The organism is Kosakonia sp. SMBL-WEM22 (assembly GCF_014490785.1).
Taxonomy (GTDB): domain Bacteria; phylum Pseudomonadota; class Gammaproteobacteria; order Enterobacterales; family Enterobacteriaceae; genus Kosakonia.
Window position 1 is genome coordinate 1,926,738 of sequence record NZ_CP051488.1, and the last position, 19,529, is coordinate 1,946,266.

Here is a 19,529-nt window from a genome sequence, read left to right on the forward strand (position 1 = left end):
CGCCAGGATACACTTAATGCATGTTCTCGGTATTGCACCGACAAGGGAGCCATAATGGAATCACGTATGCAGGTTATTCAGGGGGATATTACGACCCTTGAGGTGGATGTTATTGTCAATGCCGCCAACGCCTCTTTGCTGGGCGGTGGCGGTGTTGATGGCGCAATTCATCGCGCAGCCGGTCCGGCACTGCTTGAGGCGTGCAAACAGGTTCGCCAGCAGCAGGGCGAGTGCCCGCCGGGCCATGCGGTGATCACTGCCGCGGGCAACCTTAATGCTAAAGCGGTGATCCACGCGGTTGGCCCGGTCTGGCGCGGCGGGAGTGATAACGAGGCTCATCTGCTTGAAGATGCCTATCGCAATAGCCTCAAACTGGCGGATGCCAACGGCTACGCCTCTATTGCATTTCCTGCTATCAGCACCGGCGTCTACGGTTACCCGAAAGCGGCCGCGGCGGAGATCGCCATCAACACCGTTTCGGATTATCTAACCCGCTATTCTCTGTTACGGCAGATATACTTTGTCTGCTATGACGATGAAACTCTGCGACTCTATCAACGCTTACTCACCCAACACGGTGCCGACCCTGCACGCTGATTCCCGGCTTGGGCGCGCCGTCGCACCCGTTTGTGAAGCGCACCCCGGTCTTTGCGGTCTGCATATTCTCGATGACAGTATGGACGCTTTTGTCGCCCGCTACCGGTTAGCGGAGCTGGCGGAGCGCACGCTCGATGTGCAGTACTACATCTGGGAAGATGACACCTCCGGCCGCTTGTTGATGCTGGCGCTGCTGGCCGCTGCCGATCGCGGCGTGAAGGTGCGTCTGCTGCTGGATGACAACAATACGCTGGGCATGGATGGCGTACTGCGCCAGCTCGATAACCACCCCAATATCGAGGTGCGGCTCTTTAACCCTTTCTCCTTTCGCTCCCTGCGCGCGCTCGGCTATTTGACCGATTTCGCGCGCCTCAACCGGCGGATGCATAATAAAAGTTTCACCGTCGATGGCGTGGTGACGCTGGTTGGTGGGCGCAATATTGGCGATGCCTATTTTGGTATTGGCGAAGAGCCGCTATTTACGGATCTCGATGTGATGGCGGTCGGCCCGGTGGTGAAAGAGGTGGAGCGGGATTTTCTGCGCTACTGGAACTCCGCCTCGGTCTCACCGCTGCGCAGCGTACTCTCCCTGTCGCCGGAGGAGATTGCCGAGCGCATTCGTCTGCCGGAGAGCTGGCGGGAAGATATCACCGCCGTGCGCTACCAGGAGAGGCTCGCATCGACGCATTTCGCCGCGCACCTTGAAAATGGCAGCCTGCCACTGTTGTGGGCAAAAACGCGTCTGCTGAGCGACGACCCGCGCAAAGGGGAGGGCAAAGCGCGTGAGCACACGTTACTGCCGCAGCGGCTGCTGAATGTGATGGGTAAACCTGACCGGCAGATCGATATCATCTCGGCCTATTTTGTGCCGGGTCGCGCGGGCGTCGCCCTACTGCTTCAGCTGGCGCGTAAAGGAGTGAAGATCGCTATTCTGACTAACTCTCTCGCCGCCAATGACGTCACGGTGGTACACGCAGGCTATGCGCGCTGGCGCAAAAAGCTGCTGCGCCACGGCATTGAGCTTTATGAACTGAAACCAACGCGCGGGGAAGCGCCCGTTCACCCGGTGCACGATCGCGGGTTAACCGGTAATTCTGGCTCCAGCCTGCATGCGAAAACCTTCAGTATCGACGAGGAAAAGGTCTTTATCGGCTCGTTTAATTTCGACCCGCGCTCCGCGGTGCTAAATACTGAGATGGGCTTTGTCATCGACAGCGAAACGCTGGCCAAACAGATCCATCACCGTTTTCTGCGCAGCCAGAAGGACATCACATGGCAGCTACGCCTCGATCGATTCGGTCGTATTAACTGGATTGAACAGCAGGATGGCGAGGAGATTGTGCTGAAAAAGGAGCCGCAAACCCGCTTGTGGCAGCGCATTCTCGTGCGCCTCGTCTACTGGCTGCCGGTAGAGTGGCTGCTCTGAGAACAGAGCAGCCAGCTGCTTTACCCTGCCTGAACCGATGATTTCGCCGTCTTCTCCTGCGGTTTACCGGAGAAGAGGAAGCGCAGCAGCGGAATGCGCAGGTGGATCTCATACAGCACGATGGCAATGCCGATCACAAACACCAGCCCGGTGAAAAAGCCCACTACGTTCGACTGAATATGCGGCGTGATCCACGCGCCAAACAGCAGCGTCAGCGGGTGATGCACCAGGTAGATAAAGAGCGAGGCGTTAACAAAGTAGCTGACGCGTGCGGACTGGAAATTGAGTAACCGGTGGCCAAGTGAGAAGACCACATTCACCATCCAGAAGCCCATTAGCATGGTAATGACCGCTTCGGTTTCATACATCCACCCTTCACCGCTGCCATAGTGCTGATTGAGCAGATAAGCGATAAACGCCAGCGCTGAGCCCACCATGCACCAGGGCGATGGGGTGACAAAAAGGCTCTTCAGGCGCGGGCTGATAAAGGTCAGCGCGCCAAGCAGGAAGAAGGGGATATAAAACAGCGTCTGCATAACGGTGAAATTAAACAGCGCGTCGCGCAATATTTCCGGATAGAAGAGGAAAACACCGCGGCGAAATGCCGCCCAGGCGAGCCCCAATAGCAGGAACCAGACAGAAAGTTTGCCAAGAGAAATGTCGTTAAGCAGGCGATCGGCGTTGTTTCTGATGGCGCGGAATAACCACAAGCTGATCGTCGTTAATATAACGAGCACTAACAGGAACCATAAATGGGAGATCAGTTCCCATGACAGCGTATTAAATTTGTCATAAGTAGAGAGGGTGTGCCAGTTAGCGGTGTTATCCTTTACATGTTGCAACATAATAAATTGCGGCAACGTCAGCAGGGGAATTGCCGTCAACATCGGAATACCAACGCGCTCAACGCGCACTTTCCACCAGCGTTTCAGGGGGTAGCGCAAGTAAAGCATGTAAGAGAAGTAACCCGAAATGACGAAAAAAACCTGCATGCGAAAAGCGTGAATGAAGTCGTTAAACAGCGTCAGCCACCATGATGGGTAAGCGCTATTCACATGCCACATATGGCTCGAGTAAATGAGTGAAATGTGAAACGGGATCCCAAGCAGCATTAACCACGCGCGGATCGAATCGAGGAAATATTCACGTTGTGCGGGGGATTTAGACATATATCTCCGTGCATTCTCAGACTTTTCGTCTTATCCATAAGACAAATAATGATTACATTCCAAAGCAACCCTACACTATGTCAGATAACCTGTCTCCAGGATAAGACTGCAAAAGGAAATGGGGGCCGGATGCACTTGTTTAATCAATGAACGGTACCTGAGAACAAAGCAGGGATTCGGTTGTCGGATTGCCAGAGTTTCCATTAAAATGGATCGGATCGATTTAAGCACACAAAGGGGGAAGTGCTTAGTTATTATGAAACCTAAATTACGAATGATGAAAATGCATTGGGTAGGGGCAGCAGTACTGTTGTCACTTTATACGTCATCAGGCTGGGCCTTTTCTATCGACGATGTCGCAAAACAGGCGCAATCCCTGGCTGGCAAAAGCTATGAAGCACCCAAAAGCAATCTGCCCTCACTGTTCCGCGACATGAAGTATGCGGACTATCAACAAATTCAGTTCAACCATGATAAAGCTTACTGGAACAAGACCAGCACCCCGTTCAAGCTTGAGTTTTATCATCAGGGGATGTATTTCGACACGCCGGTGACCATCAATGAAGTGACCGCGACCGCCGTGCATCAGATTAAGTGCAGCCCGGACTACTTCAACTTCGGCAATATTCAGCACGACAAAGATACCGTTAAGGATCTCGGCTTTGCCGGTTTCAAAGTGCTTTACCCCATCAATAGCAAAGACAAAAACGACGAAATCGTCAGCATGCTGGGCGCGAGTTACTTCCGCGTGATTGGCGCAGGCCAGGTGTATGGTCTCTCCGCACGCGGTCTGGCTATCGATACGGCGCTGCCCTCCGGCGAAGAGTTCCCGCGCTTTAAAGAGTTCTGGATTGAGCGTCCGAAGCCGACTGACAAGCGTCTGACCATCTATGCGCTGCTCGACTCCCCGCGTGCTACCGGCGCCTACCGTTTTGTCATTATTCCGGGCCGCGACAGCGTGGTTGATGTCCAGTCTAAAGTCTACCTGCGTGACAAAGTGGGCAAACTGGGCGTTGCGCCGCTCACCAGTATGTTCCTGTTTGGGCCTTCTCAGCCCTCGCCGGCGGTCAACTACCGTCCTGAGCTGCATGACTCTAACGGTCTGTCAATGCTGGCCGGTAACGGCGAGTGGATCTGGCGTCCGCTGAACAACCCGAAACACCTGGCCGTCAGCAGCTACGCGATGGAAAACCCGCAGGGCTTTGGTCTGCTGCAGCGTGGCCGTGAGTTCTCGCGTTTCGAAGATATTGATGACCGCTACGACCAGCGCCCGAGCGCGTGGGTGACGCCGAAAGGCGAGTGGGGCAAAGGGAAAGTCGAGCTGGTGGAAATCCCGACCAACGACGAAACCAACGATAACATCGTTGCCTACTGGACGCCGGATCAGCTGCCGGAGCCGGGCAAAGAGATGAACTTCAAGTACACCATCACCTTTAGCCGTGACGAAGATAAGCTGCATGCGCCGGATAATGCCTGGGTTATGCAGACGCGTCGCTCTACGGGCGATGTGAAGCAGTCCAACCTTATCCGCCAGCCGGACGGCACCATCGCGTTCGTGATCGACTTCACCGGCCAGGATATGAAAAAACTGCCGCAGGATACGCCGGTAACGGCGCAGGCGAGCATTGGCGATAACGGTGAGATCGTTGAAAATGCCGTTCGCTATAATCCAGTGACCCAAGGTTGGCGTTTGACGCTGCGCGTGAAGGTCAAAGATCCGAAGAAAACGACGGATATGCGCGCAGCGCTGGTCAACGCCGATCAGCCCCTGAGTGAAACCTGGAGCTATCAGCTACCTGCCAATGAATAAGATAACTGAGTATATCGACGCGCTGCCGCTCCCTACGGAGCAGAAAGCAGCGCTGCCGACGGATTCGATTCGCGGCGTGCATGAGGCGCTGGACGCGGAGCACACGGACTGGAAGCGTGAGGATGACACGCCGCTCGGTTCGGTGACCGCGCGGCTGGAGAACAGCTGGCCGGAGTCGCTGGCACAAGGGCAACTGATCAAGGATGACGAAGGACGCGCGCAGCTGCAGGCGATGCCGAAAGCGAAACGCTCCTCCATGTTCCCGGATCCCTGGCGCACCAACCCCCTTGGTCGTTTCTGGGATCGCCTGCGCGGCCGTGAGGTTATGCCGCGCTATATGGCACGCCTGACCAAAGAGGAGCAGGTTCAGGAAGAGAAGTGGCGTACGGTCGGTTCCATTCGTCGCTACATCCTGCTGCTGCTGACGCTGGCACAGACCGTCGTCGCGACCTGGTACATGAAGACCATCCTGCCTTATCAGGGCTGGGCGCTGATCAATCCTGTCGATATGGCGGACCAGGATCTGTGGGTCTCCTTTATGCAACTGCTGCCTTACGTATTGCAGACCGGGATCCTGATCCTCTTCGCCGTCCTCTTCTGCTGGGTCTCGGCTGGCTTCTGGACGGCATTGATGGGCTTCCTGCAACTGCTGATCGGGCGGGATAAATACAGTATTTCCGCCTCGACGGTGGGCGATGAACCGCTGAATCCGGAGCATCGTACAGCGCTAATCATGCCTATCTGTAACGAAGACGTCGATCGCGTCTTCGCCGGTCTGCGTGCGACCTGGGAGTCGGTGAAAGCCACCGGCCAGGAGAAGCACTTCGACGTCTATATCCTGAGCGACAGCTACAATCCGGATATCTGCGTCGCAGAGCAAAAAGCCTGGATGGAGCTGATCGCCGAAGTGCAGGGCGAAGGGCAGATCTTCTACCGCCGTCGTCGTCGTCGCGTGAAACGTAAGAGCGGCAATATCGATGACTTCTGCCGTCGCTGGGGCAGCCAGTACAGCTATATGGTGGTGCTGGATGCGGACTCCGTGATGACCGGGGATTGCCTGACCGGGCTGGTGCGCCTGATGGAAGCCAACCCGAACGCCGGTATTATCCAGTCTTCGCCTCGCGCCTCCGGTATGGATACGCTCTATGCGCGCTGCCAGCAGTTTGCTACCCGCGTCTACGGGCCGCTCTTTACCGCCGGTCTGCACTTCTGGCAGTTAGGGGAGTCCCACTACTGGGGTCACAATGCGATTATCCGCGTGCAGCCGTTTATCGAGCACTGTGCGCTGGCACCGCTGCCGGGTGAAGGCTCGTTTGCAGGCTCCATCCTCTCCCACGACTTTGTGGAAGCTGCGCTGATGCGCCGCGCCGGTTGGGGGGTGTGGATTGCCTACGATCTGCCTGGCTCCTATGAAGAGCTGCCGCCGAACCTGCTTGATGAGCTGAAACGCGACCGCCGCTGGTGTCACGGGAACCTGATGAACTTCCGTCTGTTCCTCGTAAAAGGGATGCACCCGGTTCACCGCGCGGTGTTCCTGACGGGCGTGATGTCCTATCTCTCGGCACCGCTGTGGTTTATGTTCCTCGCGCTTTCAACGGCACTGCAGGTGGTGCATGCCCTGACCGAGCCGCAGTACTTCCTGCAGCCGCGCCAGCTTTTCCCGGTCTGGCCGCAGTGGCGTCCGGAACTGGCTATCGCGCTCTTTGCCTCGACCATGGTGCTGCTCTTCCTGCCGAAGCTGCTGAGTATCATCCTTGTCTGGTGCAAAGGGCCGAAAGAGTACGGTGGCTTCTTCCGCGTTACGCTCTCGCTGCTGCTGGAAGTGCTCTTCTCCGTGCTGCTGGCGCCGGTACGTATGCTGTTCCACACCGTGTTCGTGGTCAGCGCGTTCCTTGGCTGGGAAGTGGTATGGAACTCGCCGCAGCGTGATGATGACTCTACCCCGTGGGGTGAAGCCTTTATGCGTCACGGCTCGCAGCTGCTGCTGGGCCTGGTGTGGGCAGTGGGGATGGCATGGTTAGATCTGCGCTTCCTCTTCTGGCTGGCACCGATCGTCTTCTCGCTGATCCTCTCGCCGTTCGTGTCGGTGATCTCGAGCCGCTCAACGGTCGGGCTGCGCACCAAACGCTGGAAACTGTTCCTGATCCCGGAAGAGTACTCTCCGCCGCAGGTGCTGGTCGATACCGATCGCTACCTCGAGCTGAACCGCTCGCGCTCGCTGGAAGATGGGTTTATGCACGCCGTGTTTAACCCCTCCTTTAACGCGCTGGCGACAGCGATGGCGACGGCGCGTCACCGTGCCAGCCATGTGCTGGAGATTGCCCGCGACCGTCACGTTGAGCAGGCACTGAATGAGACGCCAGAGAAGCTCAACCGCGATCGTCGTCTGGTGCTGTTAAGTGACCCGGTTACGCTCTCACGCCTGCACTATCGCGTCTGGGAATCACCAGAGCGCTATTTGTCCTGGGTGAAGCATTACGAAACGTTGTCGCTTAATCCACTGGCGCTGAAGGCAAAATAGGCCATCATTAAGAAAATACCGGCATTAGCCGGTATTTTTTTATCTGCATAATTAGAAGGGGAACACGGTGAGAGTGATGATGGTGATGGTCATGGTGTGCGTATTAAGTGGCTGCGGCAGCATTGTTAGCAGAACCATCCCAGGCCAGGGCCACGGGAATCAGTACTACCCCGGCGTGCAGTGGGACGTACGTGACTCCTCATGGCGCTTCCTGACCGTGCTGGATCTGCCGCTGTCGCTGGTGTTTGACACGCTGCTGTTGCCGATAGATGCCCAGCACGGCCCCTATGAGTAATTAACGCTCGTCCCACTCGTCTGCCGCAGCCTGGCCCTCTTCGGTGTCCAGCGGTGGCTCGAGCTGGAACTCGCCCTCATCCCACTCGTGCAGAGTGTTCTCTTCTAACCACTCCTGACGGATCTCGATCTCGTCAAAGTCGCCATCAAAGACGCTCTGTGCTGCTTCGCCGCTGTACATCGGCAGGCACTCGCCTGGCTGCTCTTCGTCGGCAAAAAATTCTGCCTGCCAGACGATATCGCCATCCTGCAGCACGTACTTCTGGACATTGAACTGTTGCACATTGAGCTCATCTTCATCGACGTCGGGGTTGTTAGCGATAAACGCTTCGCGCGCCGCGTCAATGGCTTCGGCCAGGGTTGTGTAATAGTTCAGTTCAGAATCAGCCATGTAAAACGCTCCTTGATAACGATATAGACATGCAGAAATCTATAGTCGCTGGTTATCCCAGCGTCAAACTTCCTCCTCACTTTTATCGCGTCGCAGGCCCGCCAGGCTCGCTATTACGGCGGCGTTATGCCGCTGCAAATGCTCCGGGGTCCCGCAGGGGGGCTGCTTCATCACAAACGCCGTACGACGAGAAGAGAAGTGCAGATCGTCAGCAAAAAAATTGCCTCTCATCCTGCCGAGCTCCTCCCGGCGATAGTGGTCGAGAGGACGCCCACTGCGCATCGCCTCCCGAGCTCGCTGTTTTGCCTGAAGTTTGTCTGCCAGAGTGTCGGGGGCGATAAGCACGTTAACATGACTGACAACCGTCTCAAGAAATGCCTCACGCGGGAGATCGAGCACAACATCGACAAGACCGAGCGCCGCCGCCTTTCTGGCGCTAACGGGCAGGCAATTCTCACTCAGTGCCACCGCTGCCTCAGCAGTCGCGCGCCACGGTAGCGTTAAGGTCCAGAATTCCGACCCGTTTAGTCCCATGGTTTTGTAATGGGGATTAATCACCACACCCGCGCGCATAAAGACCCGATCGGCTGCCAGCGTTAGCATTGCGCCGCCTGCGCCAGCATTGGCATTGACCGCGCTTACCACCAGCTTGTCGCGACAGGTGAGGAGCGCTTCGGCAAAGTCATCAATCGCGTTGATCGACGCCCACCCCTCTTCGGCAGGGTTATCCGCCACATGAATGGAGTTCAGCTCAATGCCGTTTGACCAGAAATCATCTCCTCCGGCAAGCACAATGGCATCCACGCTGGAATCAGCGGCAGCGCGCGCAAAAAGCGTCGTGAGGATCTGCGAGTCATGGACAGTAAACGCGCCGTTGAGCAGCGGGAAATGGAGAATGGCGACGCGCCCGCGCGTCTCAAGCCAGGGTTTGTTGGGGTGTCGCGCATCGAGTACCGGCAGCGAAGCGTACGCCGCGAGTTCGTCCCGCAGCGCAACGGCGGCGGGAAGTTTAACCTGAGCACAGGCGTGATCGTCACTGCGGCGCAGGTGGCCGATCCAGAGCGCACCATCGAGCGTCGCTACACAGAGTGCGTCGCCGTCGCGGGCGAAAATCTCTCCCGCACGCCCGCGCTGGCTGGCGACAGCCGCCTCTGCTTGCCAGGCGTTAAACACCCGCACCGGCACGCCTGCCAGCTGCGCCGGTGCACCGGGCAGGCTGTCGCTGGCACGGATTTTACGCAGCAGCAGATCGGTGGGATCGCACTGCCAGTCAAGGGTACGCACGCGCATCGGTAGCATGGCTCTCTCACGGCCCCGCGTCGTAGCGCGGGAATAGTCAAGCGGAGCGCCATGCTGCTGACCGCGTTGCAACTTCTCAATTAGCTCCCACAAACAGGCGACGGCGGCATCGGTAACCCGATGCCGATAAATCTGGCTCTTCGCCATCGGCGGCAGAGGGAAGGTTCGGGTCGCCCAGATGTTGCCTGCATCCATCACCGCGTTGGCTTCCAGCAGGGTCACACCCCATTCGTGCCACCCTTCAAGGATCGCCCAGTCAAGGGAGCTGGGGCCGCGGTCGCCAACAATACCCGGATGCAGAATAAAGCAGCGGAAACGTTGCCAGACGCAGTCAGGGATAGCCCGTTTCAGAAACGGTGCGACGATAATGTCAGGCGGGTTCGCCGCAAGCCGCTCTTCAAGCGCGTCATCGCCAGTAAATACCTCAACGGTGACGTGATGCCCGGCATCGGTAAGCTCGACAAAAAAACGTTGTGACAGGCCATTAAAGGCGCTGCAAAGCAGAAAGATATGCATAATTTTCCATCCTGGAAAAGGGGTTCCGGTGGGGGGGACTTAGCCACTATTTTTTTCAGGCCATGGGCTAAAAACAAGCAGAGCGGCGGTGATGTTGCCAGGCATCTTCTTGCCCCGACGTGAAAACTCTTAATCTGGCCTGTTGCATTTAGCTTCCCACGCGGAGCGAGTTCCGCGCGGGAAGAGGGCATTACGATTTTTTCTGCGCGCTATCGTAAACTTTCTCCCCGGCAAACCAGGTCTCGGCAATTTTCCAGTTACGAATATCCTGCGGCACCGGATCGTTGATTTTGCCGTCAACGATGGCAAAATCAGCCCACTTGCCGACGGTGATCGAGCCTATCTCTTTATCCCAGCCGCTGATTTTGGCCGGTGCCATCGTATAGGCATACAGCGCTTCATCGAAGGTGAGGGCGTTTTCGCCATACCACACTTTGCCATCTTTAAGGCGTAACACGGCATCACCCAACTGCGTCATTGGATTCTCTTTTGCCGTCGGCCAGTCGCTACCGAATACCAGGTGCCCGCCAGCAGTCAGCAGCGATTGCCAGGCATAACCGCGCTTCAGGCGCTCATTACCCAGACGTGTTTCCAGATAATTAGGCGCAATGGCATGATCGGGCTGCATCGATGGCACAATGCCGTTCTGCGCAAACTTCTCAATATTGGCGTACTTCGTCAGCTCAATATGCTCAATACGGTTAATTTTATCCTTACCCTGCGGGCTGTTGCGATACGCCTCCAGCGCCATGGTCACGGCGTTATCGCCGATGGCGTGAATGGCCACCGGGAAGCCATATTGATGGGAGCGCTGCACCATCTCGTTCATCTTCGCCTGGGTATAGAGCGGGGTACCGAAGTAGTGATCGTGGCGATCGGAGTAGTGCTCATGCAGGAAGGCGGTGTGGTTCATCAGGGTGCCATCCATAAAATATTTATGGTAGCCATAGCGGAACTGCGGCCCTTTACCAAGCTCGCGCTCTTTGTCTTCGGCAAAGGCATTCATCTCTTTCTGCTTTTTGGCCTCTACTTTCCACGCCTCTTCACCACTGTTCTTTTCACTGGTATCCACCATATAGCCGAACCAGATGCGCATCGGGAAGCCGCCTTTTTTCAGCATATCGATGTAGATGTCGCCTGAGTTAGTCCACATATCATGGGCACCGGTGACGCCGAGGCTGTTGAAGTGCGCCATCACTTTGCGCAAGCCCTCGCTTTTATCCCCCTGGGCGGCAATCACTTTTGGCGAGCGGTTGTAAATATCAAGGGCGTTCTCCAGCAGAATACCGGTCGCTTTGCCGTTTTTATCCCGCTGGATCGTCCCGCCGGTCGGATCGGGCGTCTTATCGGTGATCTCCAGCTCCGCCAGCGCTTTGCTGTTCAGCCACATGGTGTGATAGTCGACGTCCACCAGCGCGACCGGGTTATCGGGAGCCACTTTATCGAGGTCGGCCGCCGTTGGCAGCGTCTTCTCGGCGGTTAAGGTGGCGTCCCAGCGACCGCCGAAGATCCAGCTTCCTTTTGGCTGAGCAGCCACTTTTTCCTTGATCATCTTCAGCCACGCCTGCTTGCTGCTGACGCCAAAGAGATCGACGCCGTTGATGAGATCGATGCCGGAAATCAGATGCGTGTGGGCATCAATCAACCCCGGGATCACCGTTTTACCCTTAGCGTCGATCATCGTCGTTTTATCGCTTTGCAGCAGTTTGATATAGCTCGGGCTCCCCACGGCGATAAATTTGCCATCTTTAATCGCCAGCGCCTGCGCGCGCGGTTTGGCGGCATCGGAAGTGCGGATATCGGCATTCATTATGATGATATCGGCAGGGGTTGGCCGGTCATTGGGATCGTTCGGCACAACTTTTGCCGCGGTGGCGGTAAGTGAGGTGCTAATTAATGCCGATAACAGACTCACTTTAATTATTTTTTGTAGCGTACTGGTAGGCTGAAATAAAGCCATATCATGTTCTCCATTTAAAAGAGTGGGGTAATAAATTTCGCCGCGATAATAATCAGAAGCGAATAACGATACAAACGGACAGCCCATAAAATAGCGATGGTGATGGAGTGTGGTGGCAATAATGAAACTTTTTCCGCATAAAAAGTCCTGTTTATGCAACAGAAAATATTTATGTAGATATGCATGATGAGTTCTTTCTTAAAAGACTATTTTTCTGGTTATCAGAAACGACGCAGGAGAAGCGGCTTTTTGACAATTAATAACGCCTTTTGACGCTGTTTGGTTATTTGCTTTTCATTTTGTAATTATCTTTATTGGCATGTTAATAACGCCCTGTGAAATTATCGGTGGAGCTGATTCAAAATGACCTGTATCAATATGTTGCGATGGAAAAGTGCTTAAACCTGATCCAGCGAGATGGGCGTCGGGTGCTTTAGCATCACGCTCATCACAATAGTGAGATGAGGTAAGGACGCACACAGCATGAAAAAAAACGATCTGGTTATTGATAATAAAGCGCTCTGCGCCTTTGTCGCCGCGGCGGAAACAGGAAGTTTTCAACAGGCGGGTCAACGTATGAATCGCTCGAAATCAACCATTAGTCGCTGGATAAAAGAGCTGGAGGATATTCTTGGCTATCCATTATTTCACAAGCGTGGTAATGGAGCAGTGGTAAAAATTAACAGTAACGGCAAGCGCCTACTGCCAAAAGCAAAATCAATGGTGAATAGCTGGCAGCGGCTGGAGGCTTTCTCTTTATCACTACAAACACGCCGTGACCCGGAAATAGTCAGGCTGGCCTTCAATGAACTTATTCCGGCAGAGGTGGTGGCCGATATTTTACTCACCGTGAAGGCGGCCTATCCCCGGATGCTGCTTCACATTATCCATACCGATTTATATGACACCGAAGCGAGCTTGTGCGGCAGGCGCGTCGACTATGTGCTGGGGCTGCATTTGCCGGTTATGCCATGCGGGCTACAAGGCTGCGTAGTGGGCGATCTGCAAACCATGCTCATTGCCCATCCGCAGCACTGGCTGGCGCAGCAGCGCCATATCGATGCCTTTCAACTGGATGGTGAGACGCTTATCTATCCCGCCTTTCCGGATGAAAATAATGACCATCGCTATCCGCTGCACGCCCCGGCGGAAGCGATGCTGGTAACGGATTACACGTTGAGCGCGATGCTGGCGAAAAAGGGGCTTGGCATCGCCTGCGTACCGGATCATATTGCGCGCCCGGAGCTGTTGGCGAAGCGAGCGGTCGCCCTGGATGTCAATAATGATGAATTTAATAACCTGCACTCGCTGATGTTATTCTGGCGCGAAAACGAGGATGACGCGGCGCTCCGTTCACTGATTGTGGGCAGCTTAAAAGAGTGGTTCGGTTATTGTTAAAGGTACCCGGCTTTATTCTGCCGCCAGGCAGACGATTCTGCGCGGGAGAACATTTTGCTTTTGAGATTTGCCTGAGGGTTATGCAAAAAAGCGGAAATGTAACGTCAGCGTTATATTTTCTGGCGCAGCGGTTTATAATCACCGCTTGCAAAGGTTACCCATAATCTGAGTCGGGTGTGCCACACGCGTCGTTAGCGAATTATTTATCTAAGGGATGGAGAAAAGGTGTCAGTGACGATGATTTCGCGCGCAGGAGCAAGGCTGTGAAAGGGATCGCAAAACGTCTGCGCGGGGCCGCGCTCATGCTCTGCTGCTTACTCTCCGGCTGCGGCTTACCGCCCGCTATCCCGATTCTGGGCGCGTCATTTCCCGCCTGGTTCTTCTGTTTTCTCGCCGCCGCGCTGCTGCTTATTCCGTGTCATCTGCTGATTGTGCGTAGAGGCTGGCAGGCGCGTTTTTCGCCGCTGGTTATAAGCTACCTGGCTCTGCTGTTTCTCTTTGCCGCGCTTTTCTGGTTCTTACTTTTTTAGATATGAAGGCCTATGACTGATTCCAGCTCAACGCTGTTACGGAAAAAGTGGCCGCTGCTGCTCGTCGTGATTGGCGCTATTGTGGCGCTGATTGCGGTGATCTGGCACCTGCAGACTTCTCCGCAAACCAACGATGCCTATGTCTACACCGATACGATTGATGTCGTCCCGGAAGTGACGGGCCGCATAGTCGAGATGCCGGTGCGCGATAACCAGCGCGTGAAAAAGGGCGATTTGCTGTTTCGTATCGATCCGCGCCCTTATCAGGCGATGCTGGCGGATGCGAAATCCCGGCTGGCGGCGCTCGATGCGCAAATCACCCTGACCGGACGCACCATCAAGGCGCAGGAGTATAACGCGCAGTCTGTTGCCGCCGCGGTGGCGCGCTCGCAGGCGCTGGTCGATCAGACTCGCTCGACGCGCAGCCGGCTGGAGCCGCTGGTGCCGCAAGGGTTCGCTTCGCAGGAGGAGCTGGATCAGGCGCGCACGGCGGAGAAGGCCGCGCGCTCTGAGCTTGCCGCGATTCAGCTTCAGGCCAGCCAGGCAGCCTCCGCCGTGCTCGGCGTCGATGCAATGGTGGCACAGCGGGAAGGGGCGCTGGCACAGGTTGCGCTGGCAGAGCTGCATCTCGAATTTACCGAGGTGCGCGCCCCCTTTAACGGCGTGGTGGTGGCACTGAAAACCACGGTCGGGCAGTACGCTTCGGCGTTGAAACCGGTCTTCACGCTGATGGATGACGACCACTGGTATGTGGTAGCCAATTTCCGCGAAACCGATCTGCAGGGTATTCGTGCCGGTACACCAGCTGAGATCACCGTGATGACCGACCACAGCAAACGCTTTAGCGGACGCGTCGAGTCGGTTGGGTTTGGCGTGCTGCCGGAGGGCGGAACAGTAATTGGCGGCTTACCGATTGTGCCGAAAAGCATTAACTGGGTGCATGTTTCGCAGCGCTTCCCGGTGAAAATCGCCGTTGAGCACCCCGATCCGGCGCTGTTCCGCATGGGCGCCTCCGCAAGCGTCATCCTCAAGCCAGAGTGAGCATCGCAATGGAGCACGCCTGGGGCTATCTGCAAAAAGAGCTGCGCGCCACACCGGGGCGGGGCAACTACACCCTGCGCATGACACTCAGCTGCGCCATCCTGATTGCGCTGTTTATGAGCCTGCAGATCCCCTTTCTGGCGATAGCCCTGATCGTAGTCTTTTATGTCAGCCAGCCCAACGTGGTGATGATTTCCCTGGTCAGCGTCGCCTTTATGCTGGTGGTGACACTGGTGCTGGGCGGCGTGCTGCTGATTATCAAGTGGACCTATGACTATCCGCTGGTGCGCCTTGTTGCCTCGGTGCTGCTCTTCGCTCTCGCCGTCTATCTGATGCGCATTATGGGCAAGCTGGGGCTGGCATTTTTCGTCGTGGCGCTGGCGGTGATCTATGCGCAAACCTTTCCCTCGATGACCGGGCAGAGCGAGATCCTCGTGCGCTTGCTGCTGTGGCTGTGGGTGGCTATTAACAGTGCGATTGTGGTAACGCTGCTGGTCAATGCCTGTTTTGCGCAGGCCTTCCCTGGCTGGCAGTTCAAAAGCGCGCTCGCCGCGATGTTGCGCCAGACGGCGGCCTGCCTGACGCAAACTGATGGTGGCTCCCTTGAGCAGACCCGACCCACTTTTAGCGCCATTGCCCGCCAGATGTCCCAGCTGCACACGCTCTACAAGCTGGCCCGGCTCTCCAGCGCGGAAATCGCTGATAATCAACAGAAGTGGCAGAGCGTGATGGCCTTTACGCTGCGCAGCTATCAGCTTATCGCGCTGCTGCAAACCGCTGCACCCGATGCGGCGCGAAAACCGCTTGTCGATGCGCTGCTTACGCTGGCGCAGCAGGTGGAGGAGGGCAAATTGCCGCCTGTGCAGGATCTCTCCCTCTCCGTTGAGCGTGAGCAGGATGTGATTGTGCGCGACATTGCCGCGCTGCTGACCGCACTTCAACGTGGTGAGGAGATTGCTTTACCGCCAAGCGAGGGGGAGAAGATTGCCCTGATGCCGCCGGATGCCTGGCGCAACCCGGCCTATCTGCACTTCACCCTGAAAACTGTGCTGGCGACGCTGATCTGCTACGTCTTCTATACCGCGGCAGACTGGCAGGGCATTCACACCATTATGCTGAGCTGCGTGATTGTGGCGCAGCCGGGGCTTGGCGCGACGATGCAGAAGATCGCGCTGCGCATTGGCGGCGCGCTGCTGGCGACCCTGCTGGCACTGCTGCTGATTGTTTTTATTCAACCCTGGACGGAGTCGCTGGTAGGCCTGCTGGCGATGGCGCTGCCGGTAATGGCGCTGGCCGCCTGGCTGGCGGGTGGGTCAGAGCGCATTGCCTATGCCGGTATTCAGCTCGGTTTTACCTTTGCTCTGGCCTTTTTAAGCTGGTTTGGCCCGCTGACCAACTTAACCGAGCTTCGCGATCGGGTGATCGGTATTCTGCTTGGCGTGCTGATTTCGTCGCTTATTCACCTCTATTTATGGCCGGATAGCGAAGCGCCACAGCTCAAAGCCAGCCTTGCGCGCCTCTACCGGCGTATAGCCGACCTGCTGCGGGCAACCGATCGGCAGGCCACTACCCCGGCGCTGTTTGCCAGCCTGACTGAGAGCGATGCGCTGCTTAACCGCGTTGCCGCCGAGCCGCTCAACACCTGGGCGCACCCCCATGCGGAAGCGAAAGTCTGGCCGCGCGGCGAGACCTTTGCCAGCGCGCAGGAGCTTGTACGCCTGATTGAAGGCTATCGACGCTATGGCGCGGCGGACGATCCCTTTTTATCCCGCTGCGCCGGGTATATTGAGGCCTACGCTGCGGCTATCGATCAGGCGCAGCCGAAGCCGGAGCTGAAGGCGCTTCGCGCCGATGCGGCAAACCCCTATGGCCCGCCGCTGATGCAGGCACTCTCCAGCCTGCCGGCGTGGTCATCCCCCTTTTCACTGAGTTCGCGACGGGCAGAGTAAAGTATGCGCGCAAAAATGATCGCTTCGCGTTTTCGCTGCGGCACGCTGGCCGCATTTGGCCTGCTGCTGCTATCCGGCTGTGCGCTGGTGCAGGACGATCCGGGGCGGGTGGCCATCGTCAACCCGCAGAAGGCGCAGCTGGCGCAGGCAATTCACCTGGCGAACAGCGGCTGGCCCGCGGCGCGCTGGTGGGAAAACTATCACGATCGCCAGCTAACGATGCTGGTCAACCGCGCGTTGCAAAACTCGCCCACCATGCAGGCCGCGCGGCTGCGCGTTGGCCAGTCGCAGTCGACGGTGGCGCTGGCGCAGTCGGCAATGGGCGTGCAGGCAGGTGCCGTCGCTGCACAAAACTACATGCGCGTGTCGGACAGGGAAGCGAAAGCGACCTGGCCCTATGCCTACTCTCTGCCGGTCGATAAACAGGGCCCGTGGTACACGCTGAATACGGTCGGCGTTGGTGCGTCGCTCAATATTGATCTCTGGGGATCGGATCGCGCGCGCGTGGCGGCCGCGATTGGCGAGCAGAATGCGAAGCTTGCCGAGACTGCGGCGATTGAGCTGGATATCGCCAGCAGCGTCGCGCAGCTCTACTTTGCGATGCAGGCGACTTTCGCACGCATTGCACTGCTCAATGAGCAGCAGGAGATTGCCCGCTTCTCCGAGCAGGCGCACCAGCAGCGCGCGGCGCGCGGGCTGGAGGATAGCGTCGATCTCGCTGGTGCAGAGGCTGAACGGCTGGCGACGCAGCAACAACTGGTGGAAGCGAACGGCGCGTTAACCCGTTACCGCGAGACCCTGCGGGCGCTGATCGGCGCGGACGCGCAGAGCATGCCTGAGATTCATGCGGTGGCGCTGCCGCAATTGCAGCAAACGCTGCCCGCCTCGCTCTCTTTCGAACTGCTGGCGCGCCGCCCGGATCTGCAGGCGCTGCGCGGGTATGTCACTGCCACCATGAGCCAGGTAGACTCCGCGAAGGCGGCCTTTTATCCGCACTTTGATATCAAAGCTTTCTGGGGCTACAACGCCTTTGATGTCGGCGATCTCTTCCGCTACTCCTTCCAGCAGCTCAATATTCTGCCTGCGCTCACCCTGCCGCTGTTCGATGGCGGGCGGTTAAACGCCCACCTGAAGTCGGTGCGTACCGCCAGTAATATCCTGATCAAACAGTACAACCAGGCAGTGCTCGACGCGGTGCGCGATGTGGCGATCACCTCCAGCCAGCTTAACGATCTCAATCAGATGGTGGCGATGCAGCAAGAGAAAGTGCGCGCCGCGATGACGGCAACCAACAGTGCGGCGGCTCACTACCAGCGCGGGCTGCTGAGCCGTTTCAGGGCGCAGGAGGCGCGCCGTTTAGCGCTGGCGCAGCAGCTTCTGCTACTCGATATGCAGGCACAGCAGCTCAGTGCCGATATCATGCTGATAAAAGCGCTGGGCGGCGGTTACCGCAATGAGAACGAAAAGGGTGAAGAGAAGCCGTAACAGAGATGGCTCCGCCCGTGGTTTACAGGCGGAGCAGGGCAGTTAATAGCGGGAAGGGACGCCTTCAGGTCGGGTTTTGAAGCGGCGATGCAGCCACATATATTGCTCGGGTGCCATCATAATGCAGCGCTCCACCACTTTGTTCATCCACGCGGCGGTGGTTTCGGCATCGTCCAGCGGCGGTGAGCACTCTGGCTCAAGCATAATCAGCTCATACCCTTTACCGCCGGGTTTGCGGCGCGGCACAAACGGCACCACGCAGGCTTGCGACATGCGCGCCAGCATCCACGTGCCGGAAGTGGAGGCAGCCTGCTCAACGGCAAAGAAGGGGACAAAGACGCTGGCGCGCGGGCCGTAGTCGTGATCCGGCGCGTACCAGACCACCTCACCCGCTTTCAGCGCGCGGATCATCCCTTTCAGATCCTTACGGTCAATCATGCTCTTATTGGAGCGCATGCGCCCCCACGTTTGCAGCAGATCGATAACCGGGTTGTCGTTCGGGCGGTAGACGCCAATGCCCGGCTCATTCAGACCAAACATCCGCGCGCCAATCTCCAGCGTCAGGAAGTGCACACCAATCAGCAGAATGCCGCGACCCTGCGCCTGCACGTTACGTACATGTTCGAAATGGGAGACATCCATCCAGCGGCGCATGCGGCGATCGGACCAGAACCAGGCCATGCCGGTTTCAATCAGCCCCATGCCGACGGATTCAAAATTCTTCGCCACCATATTTTGCCGCTCCTCCTCGCTCATCTGCGGAAAGCAGAGCGTCAGGTTGCGATGCGCAATGTGCGCGCGGCGCTTCATCAGGCGCTGGGCAAGATGGCCGAGTGCGCAGCCTAAGCGGTAGAGGAGCGGGTAGGGAAGTTGAACCACCAACCACAGCACGCCGATCCCGAACCAGGTTGCCCAGTAGCGGGGGTGCAGCAGCGATGCCGAAAATTTGGGTAAATGCGTCATGACTGTCCTGTGTATAGCTACAATGGCCTGTATTCTCGCACTTTTTTTGAATTTCGCAAAAACCAGGGTGTGAAGCCGCGTTCCATAAGCGCAACGCGCGTTACAGTGTGAAATGAATGGGTGGAAATGTAGCGCAAAATGTGGGGATGTAAATTAACACTATTTGCTTTATGATGCCGC

At 57.0% G+C, this 19,529-nt stretch carries 15 protein-coding genes; 10 read left to right on the plus strand and 5 right to left on the minus strand.

The window, feature by feature from the left end:
- Positions 1-54: 54 nt before the first annotated feature.
- Positions 55-597: an O-acetyl-ADP-ribose deacetylase gene (gene ymdB / locus HF650_RS09085; RefSeq protein WP_187802069.1), complete on the plus strand. Its 543-nt coding sequence runs from the start codon at positions 55-57 to the stop codon at positions 595-597.
- Positions 536-2,023, plus strand: a complete 1,488-nt coding sequence (locus HF650_RS09090) for a phospholipase D family protein (protein WP_187802641.1) — start codon at positions 536-538, stop codon at positions 2,021-2,023. Before ymdB ends, HF650_RS09090 begins: the two co-directional genes overlap by 62 nt.
- Positions 2,024-2,043: 20 nt before the next feature.
- Here HF650_RS09090 and mdoC read toward each other — a convergent pair whose 3' ends face one another.
- Positions 2,044-3,192, minus strand: a complete 1,149-nt coding sequence (gene mdoC, locus HF650_RS09095; RefSeq protein ID WP_187802070.1) for a glucans biosynthesis protein MdoC — start codon at positions 3,190-3,192, stop codon at positions 2,044-2,046.
- A 274-nt stretch (positions 3,193-3,466) separates the two neighbouring features.
- On the opposite strand from mdoC, the gene mdoG reads away from it, so the two are divergent.
- From mdoG to HF650_RS09110, 3 genes are all read left to right on the plus strand, one after another.
- A complete protein-coding gene (gene mdoG, locus HF650_RS09100) occupies positions 3,467-5,002 on the plus strand; it encodes a glucans biosynthesis protein MdoG (RefSeq protein ID WP_187802071.1) in 1,536 nt (511 codons plus the stop codon).
- Complete coding sequence (gene mdoH / locus HF650_RS09105; RefSeq protein ID WP_187802072.1) at positions 4,995-7,523, plus strand: glucans biosynthesis glucosyltransferase MdoH; 2,529 nt, start codon at positions 4,995-4,997, stop codon at positions 7,521-7,523. The genes mdoG and mdoH overlap by 8 nt, the downstream gene beginning before the upstream one ends.
- Positions 7,524-7,590: 67 nt before the next feature.
- Entirely contained in the window at positions 7,591-7,818 is a 228-nt protein-coding gene (locus HF650_RS09110) for a YceK/YidQ family lipoprotein (protein WP_187802073.1), read from the plus strand.
- Here HF650_RS09110 and HF650_RS09115 read toward each other — a convergent pair whose 3' ends face one another.
- The 3 genes from HF650_RS09115 to HF650_RS09125 all read right to left on the minus strand — a co-directional run bounded on the left by HF650_RS09115 (position 7,819) and on the right by HF650_RS09125 (position 11,983).
- Positions 7,819-8,208 (minus strand): MysB family protein, encoded by a 390-nt coding sequence (locus HF650_RS09115; protein ID WP_187802074.1) that lies wholly within the window; start codon positions 8,206-8,208, stop codon positions 7,819-7,821. It abuts the gene before it with no gap.
- A 63-nt stretch (positions 8,209-8,271) separates the two neighbouring features.
- Positions 8,272-10,023, minus strand: coding sequence for an enoyl-CoA hydratase-related protein (locus HF650_RS09120; RefSeq protein WP_187802075.1), 1,752 nt, complete (start codon positions 10,021-10,023; stop codon positions 8,272-8,274).
- Between the two features lie 190 nt (positions 10,024-10,213).
- Positions 10,214-11,983, minus strand: a complete 1,770-nt coding sequence (locus HF650_RS09125) for an amidohydrolase (RefSeq protein WP_223284289.1) — start codon at positions 11,981-11,983, stop codon at positions 10,214-10,216.
- 483 nt (positions 11,984-12,466) lie between these two features.
- Between HF650_RS09125 and HF650_RS09130 the strand changes: the two genes are divergently transcribed.
- The 5 genes from HF650_RS09130 (at position 12,467) to HF650_RS09150 (ending at position 18,386) form a co-directional block, all read left to right on the plus strand.
- Positions 12,467-13,381, plus strand: a complete 915-nt coding sequence (locus HF650_RS09130; protein ID WP_187802076.1) for a LysR family transcriptional regulator — start codon at positions 12,467-12,469, stop codon at positions 13,379-13,381.
- Positions 13,382-13,683: 302 nt separating this feature from the next.
- Entirely contained in the window at positions 13,684-13,911 is a 228-nt protein-coding gene (locus HF650_RS09135; protein WP_187802643.1) for a YtcA family lipoprotein, read from the plus strand.
- Positions 13,912-13,923: 12 nt separating this feature from the next.
- Positions 13,924-14,952: a multidrug transporter subunit MdtN gene (mdtN, locus tag HF650_RS09140; RefSeq protein WP_187802077.1), complete on the plus strand. Its 1,029-nt coding sequence runs from the start codon at positions 13,924-13,926 to the stop codon at positions 14,950-14,952.
- Positions 14,953-14,960: 8 nt separating this feature from the next.
- Positions 14,961-16,901 carry an FUSC family protein gene (locus HF650_RS09145; protein ID WP_187802078.1) on the plus strand — a complete coding sequence of 647 codons (1,941 nt, stop codon included), beginning with the start codon at positions 14,961-14,963 and terminating at the stop codon, positions 16,899-16,901.
- Positions 16,902-16,904: 3 nt separating this feature from the next.
- On the plus strand, positions 16,905-18,386 hold the full coding sequence (locus HF650_RS09150; protein WP_223284290.1) for an MdtP family multidrug efflux transporter outer membrane subunit: 1,482 nt from the start codon (positions 16,905-16,907) through the stop codon (positions 18,384-18,386).
- Between the two features lie 42 nt (positions 18,387-18,428).
- Here the strand turns inward: HF650_RS09150 and HF650_RS09155 are convergent, their stop codons facing one another.
- The gene (locus tag HF650_RS09155; RefSeq protein ID WP_187802079.1) at positions 18,429-19,349 is read right to left on the minus strand and encodes a Kdo(2)-lipid IV(A) acyltransferase; all 921 of its coding nucleotides are present in this window, start codon (positions 19,347-19,349) and stop codon (positions 18,429-18,431) included.
- Positions 19,350-19,529 lie beyond the last annotated feature (180 nt).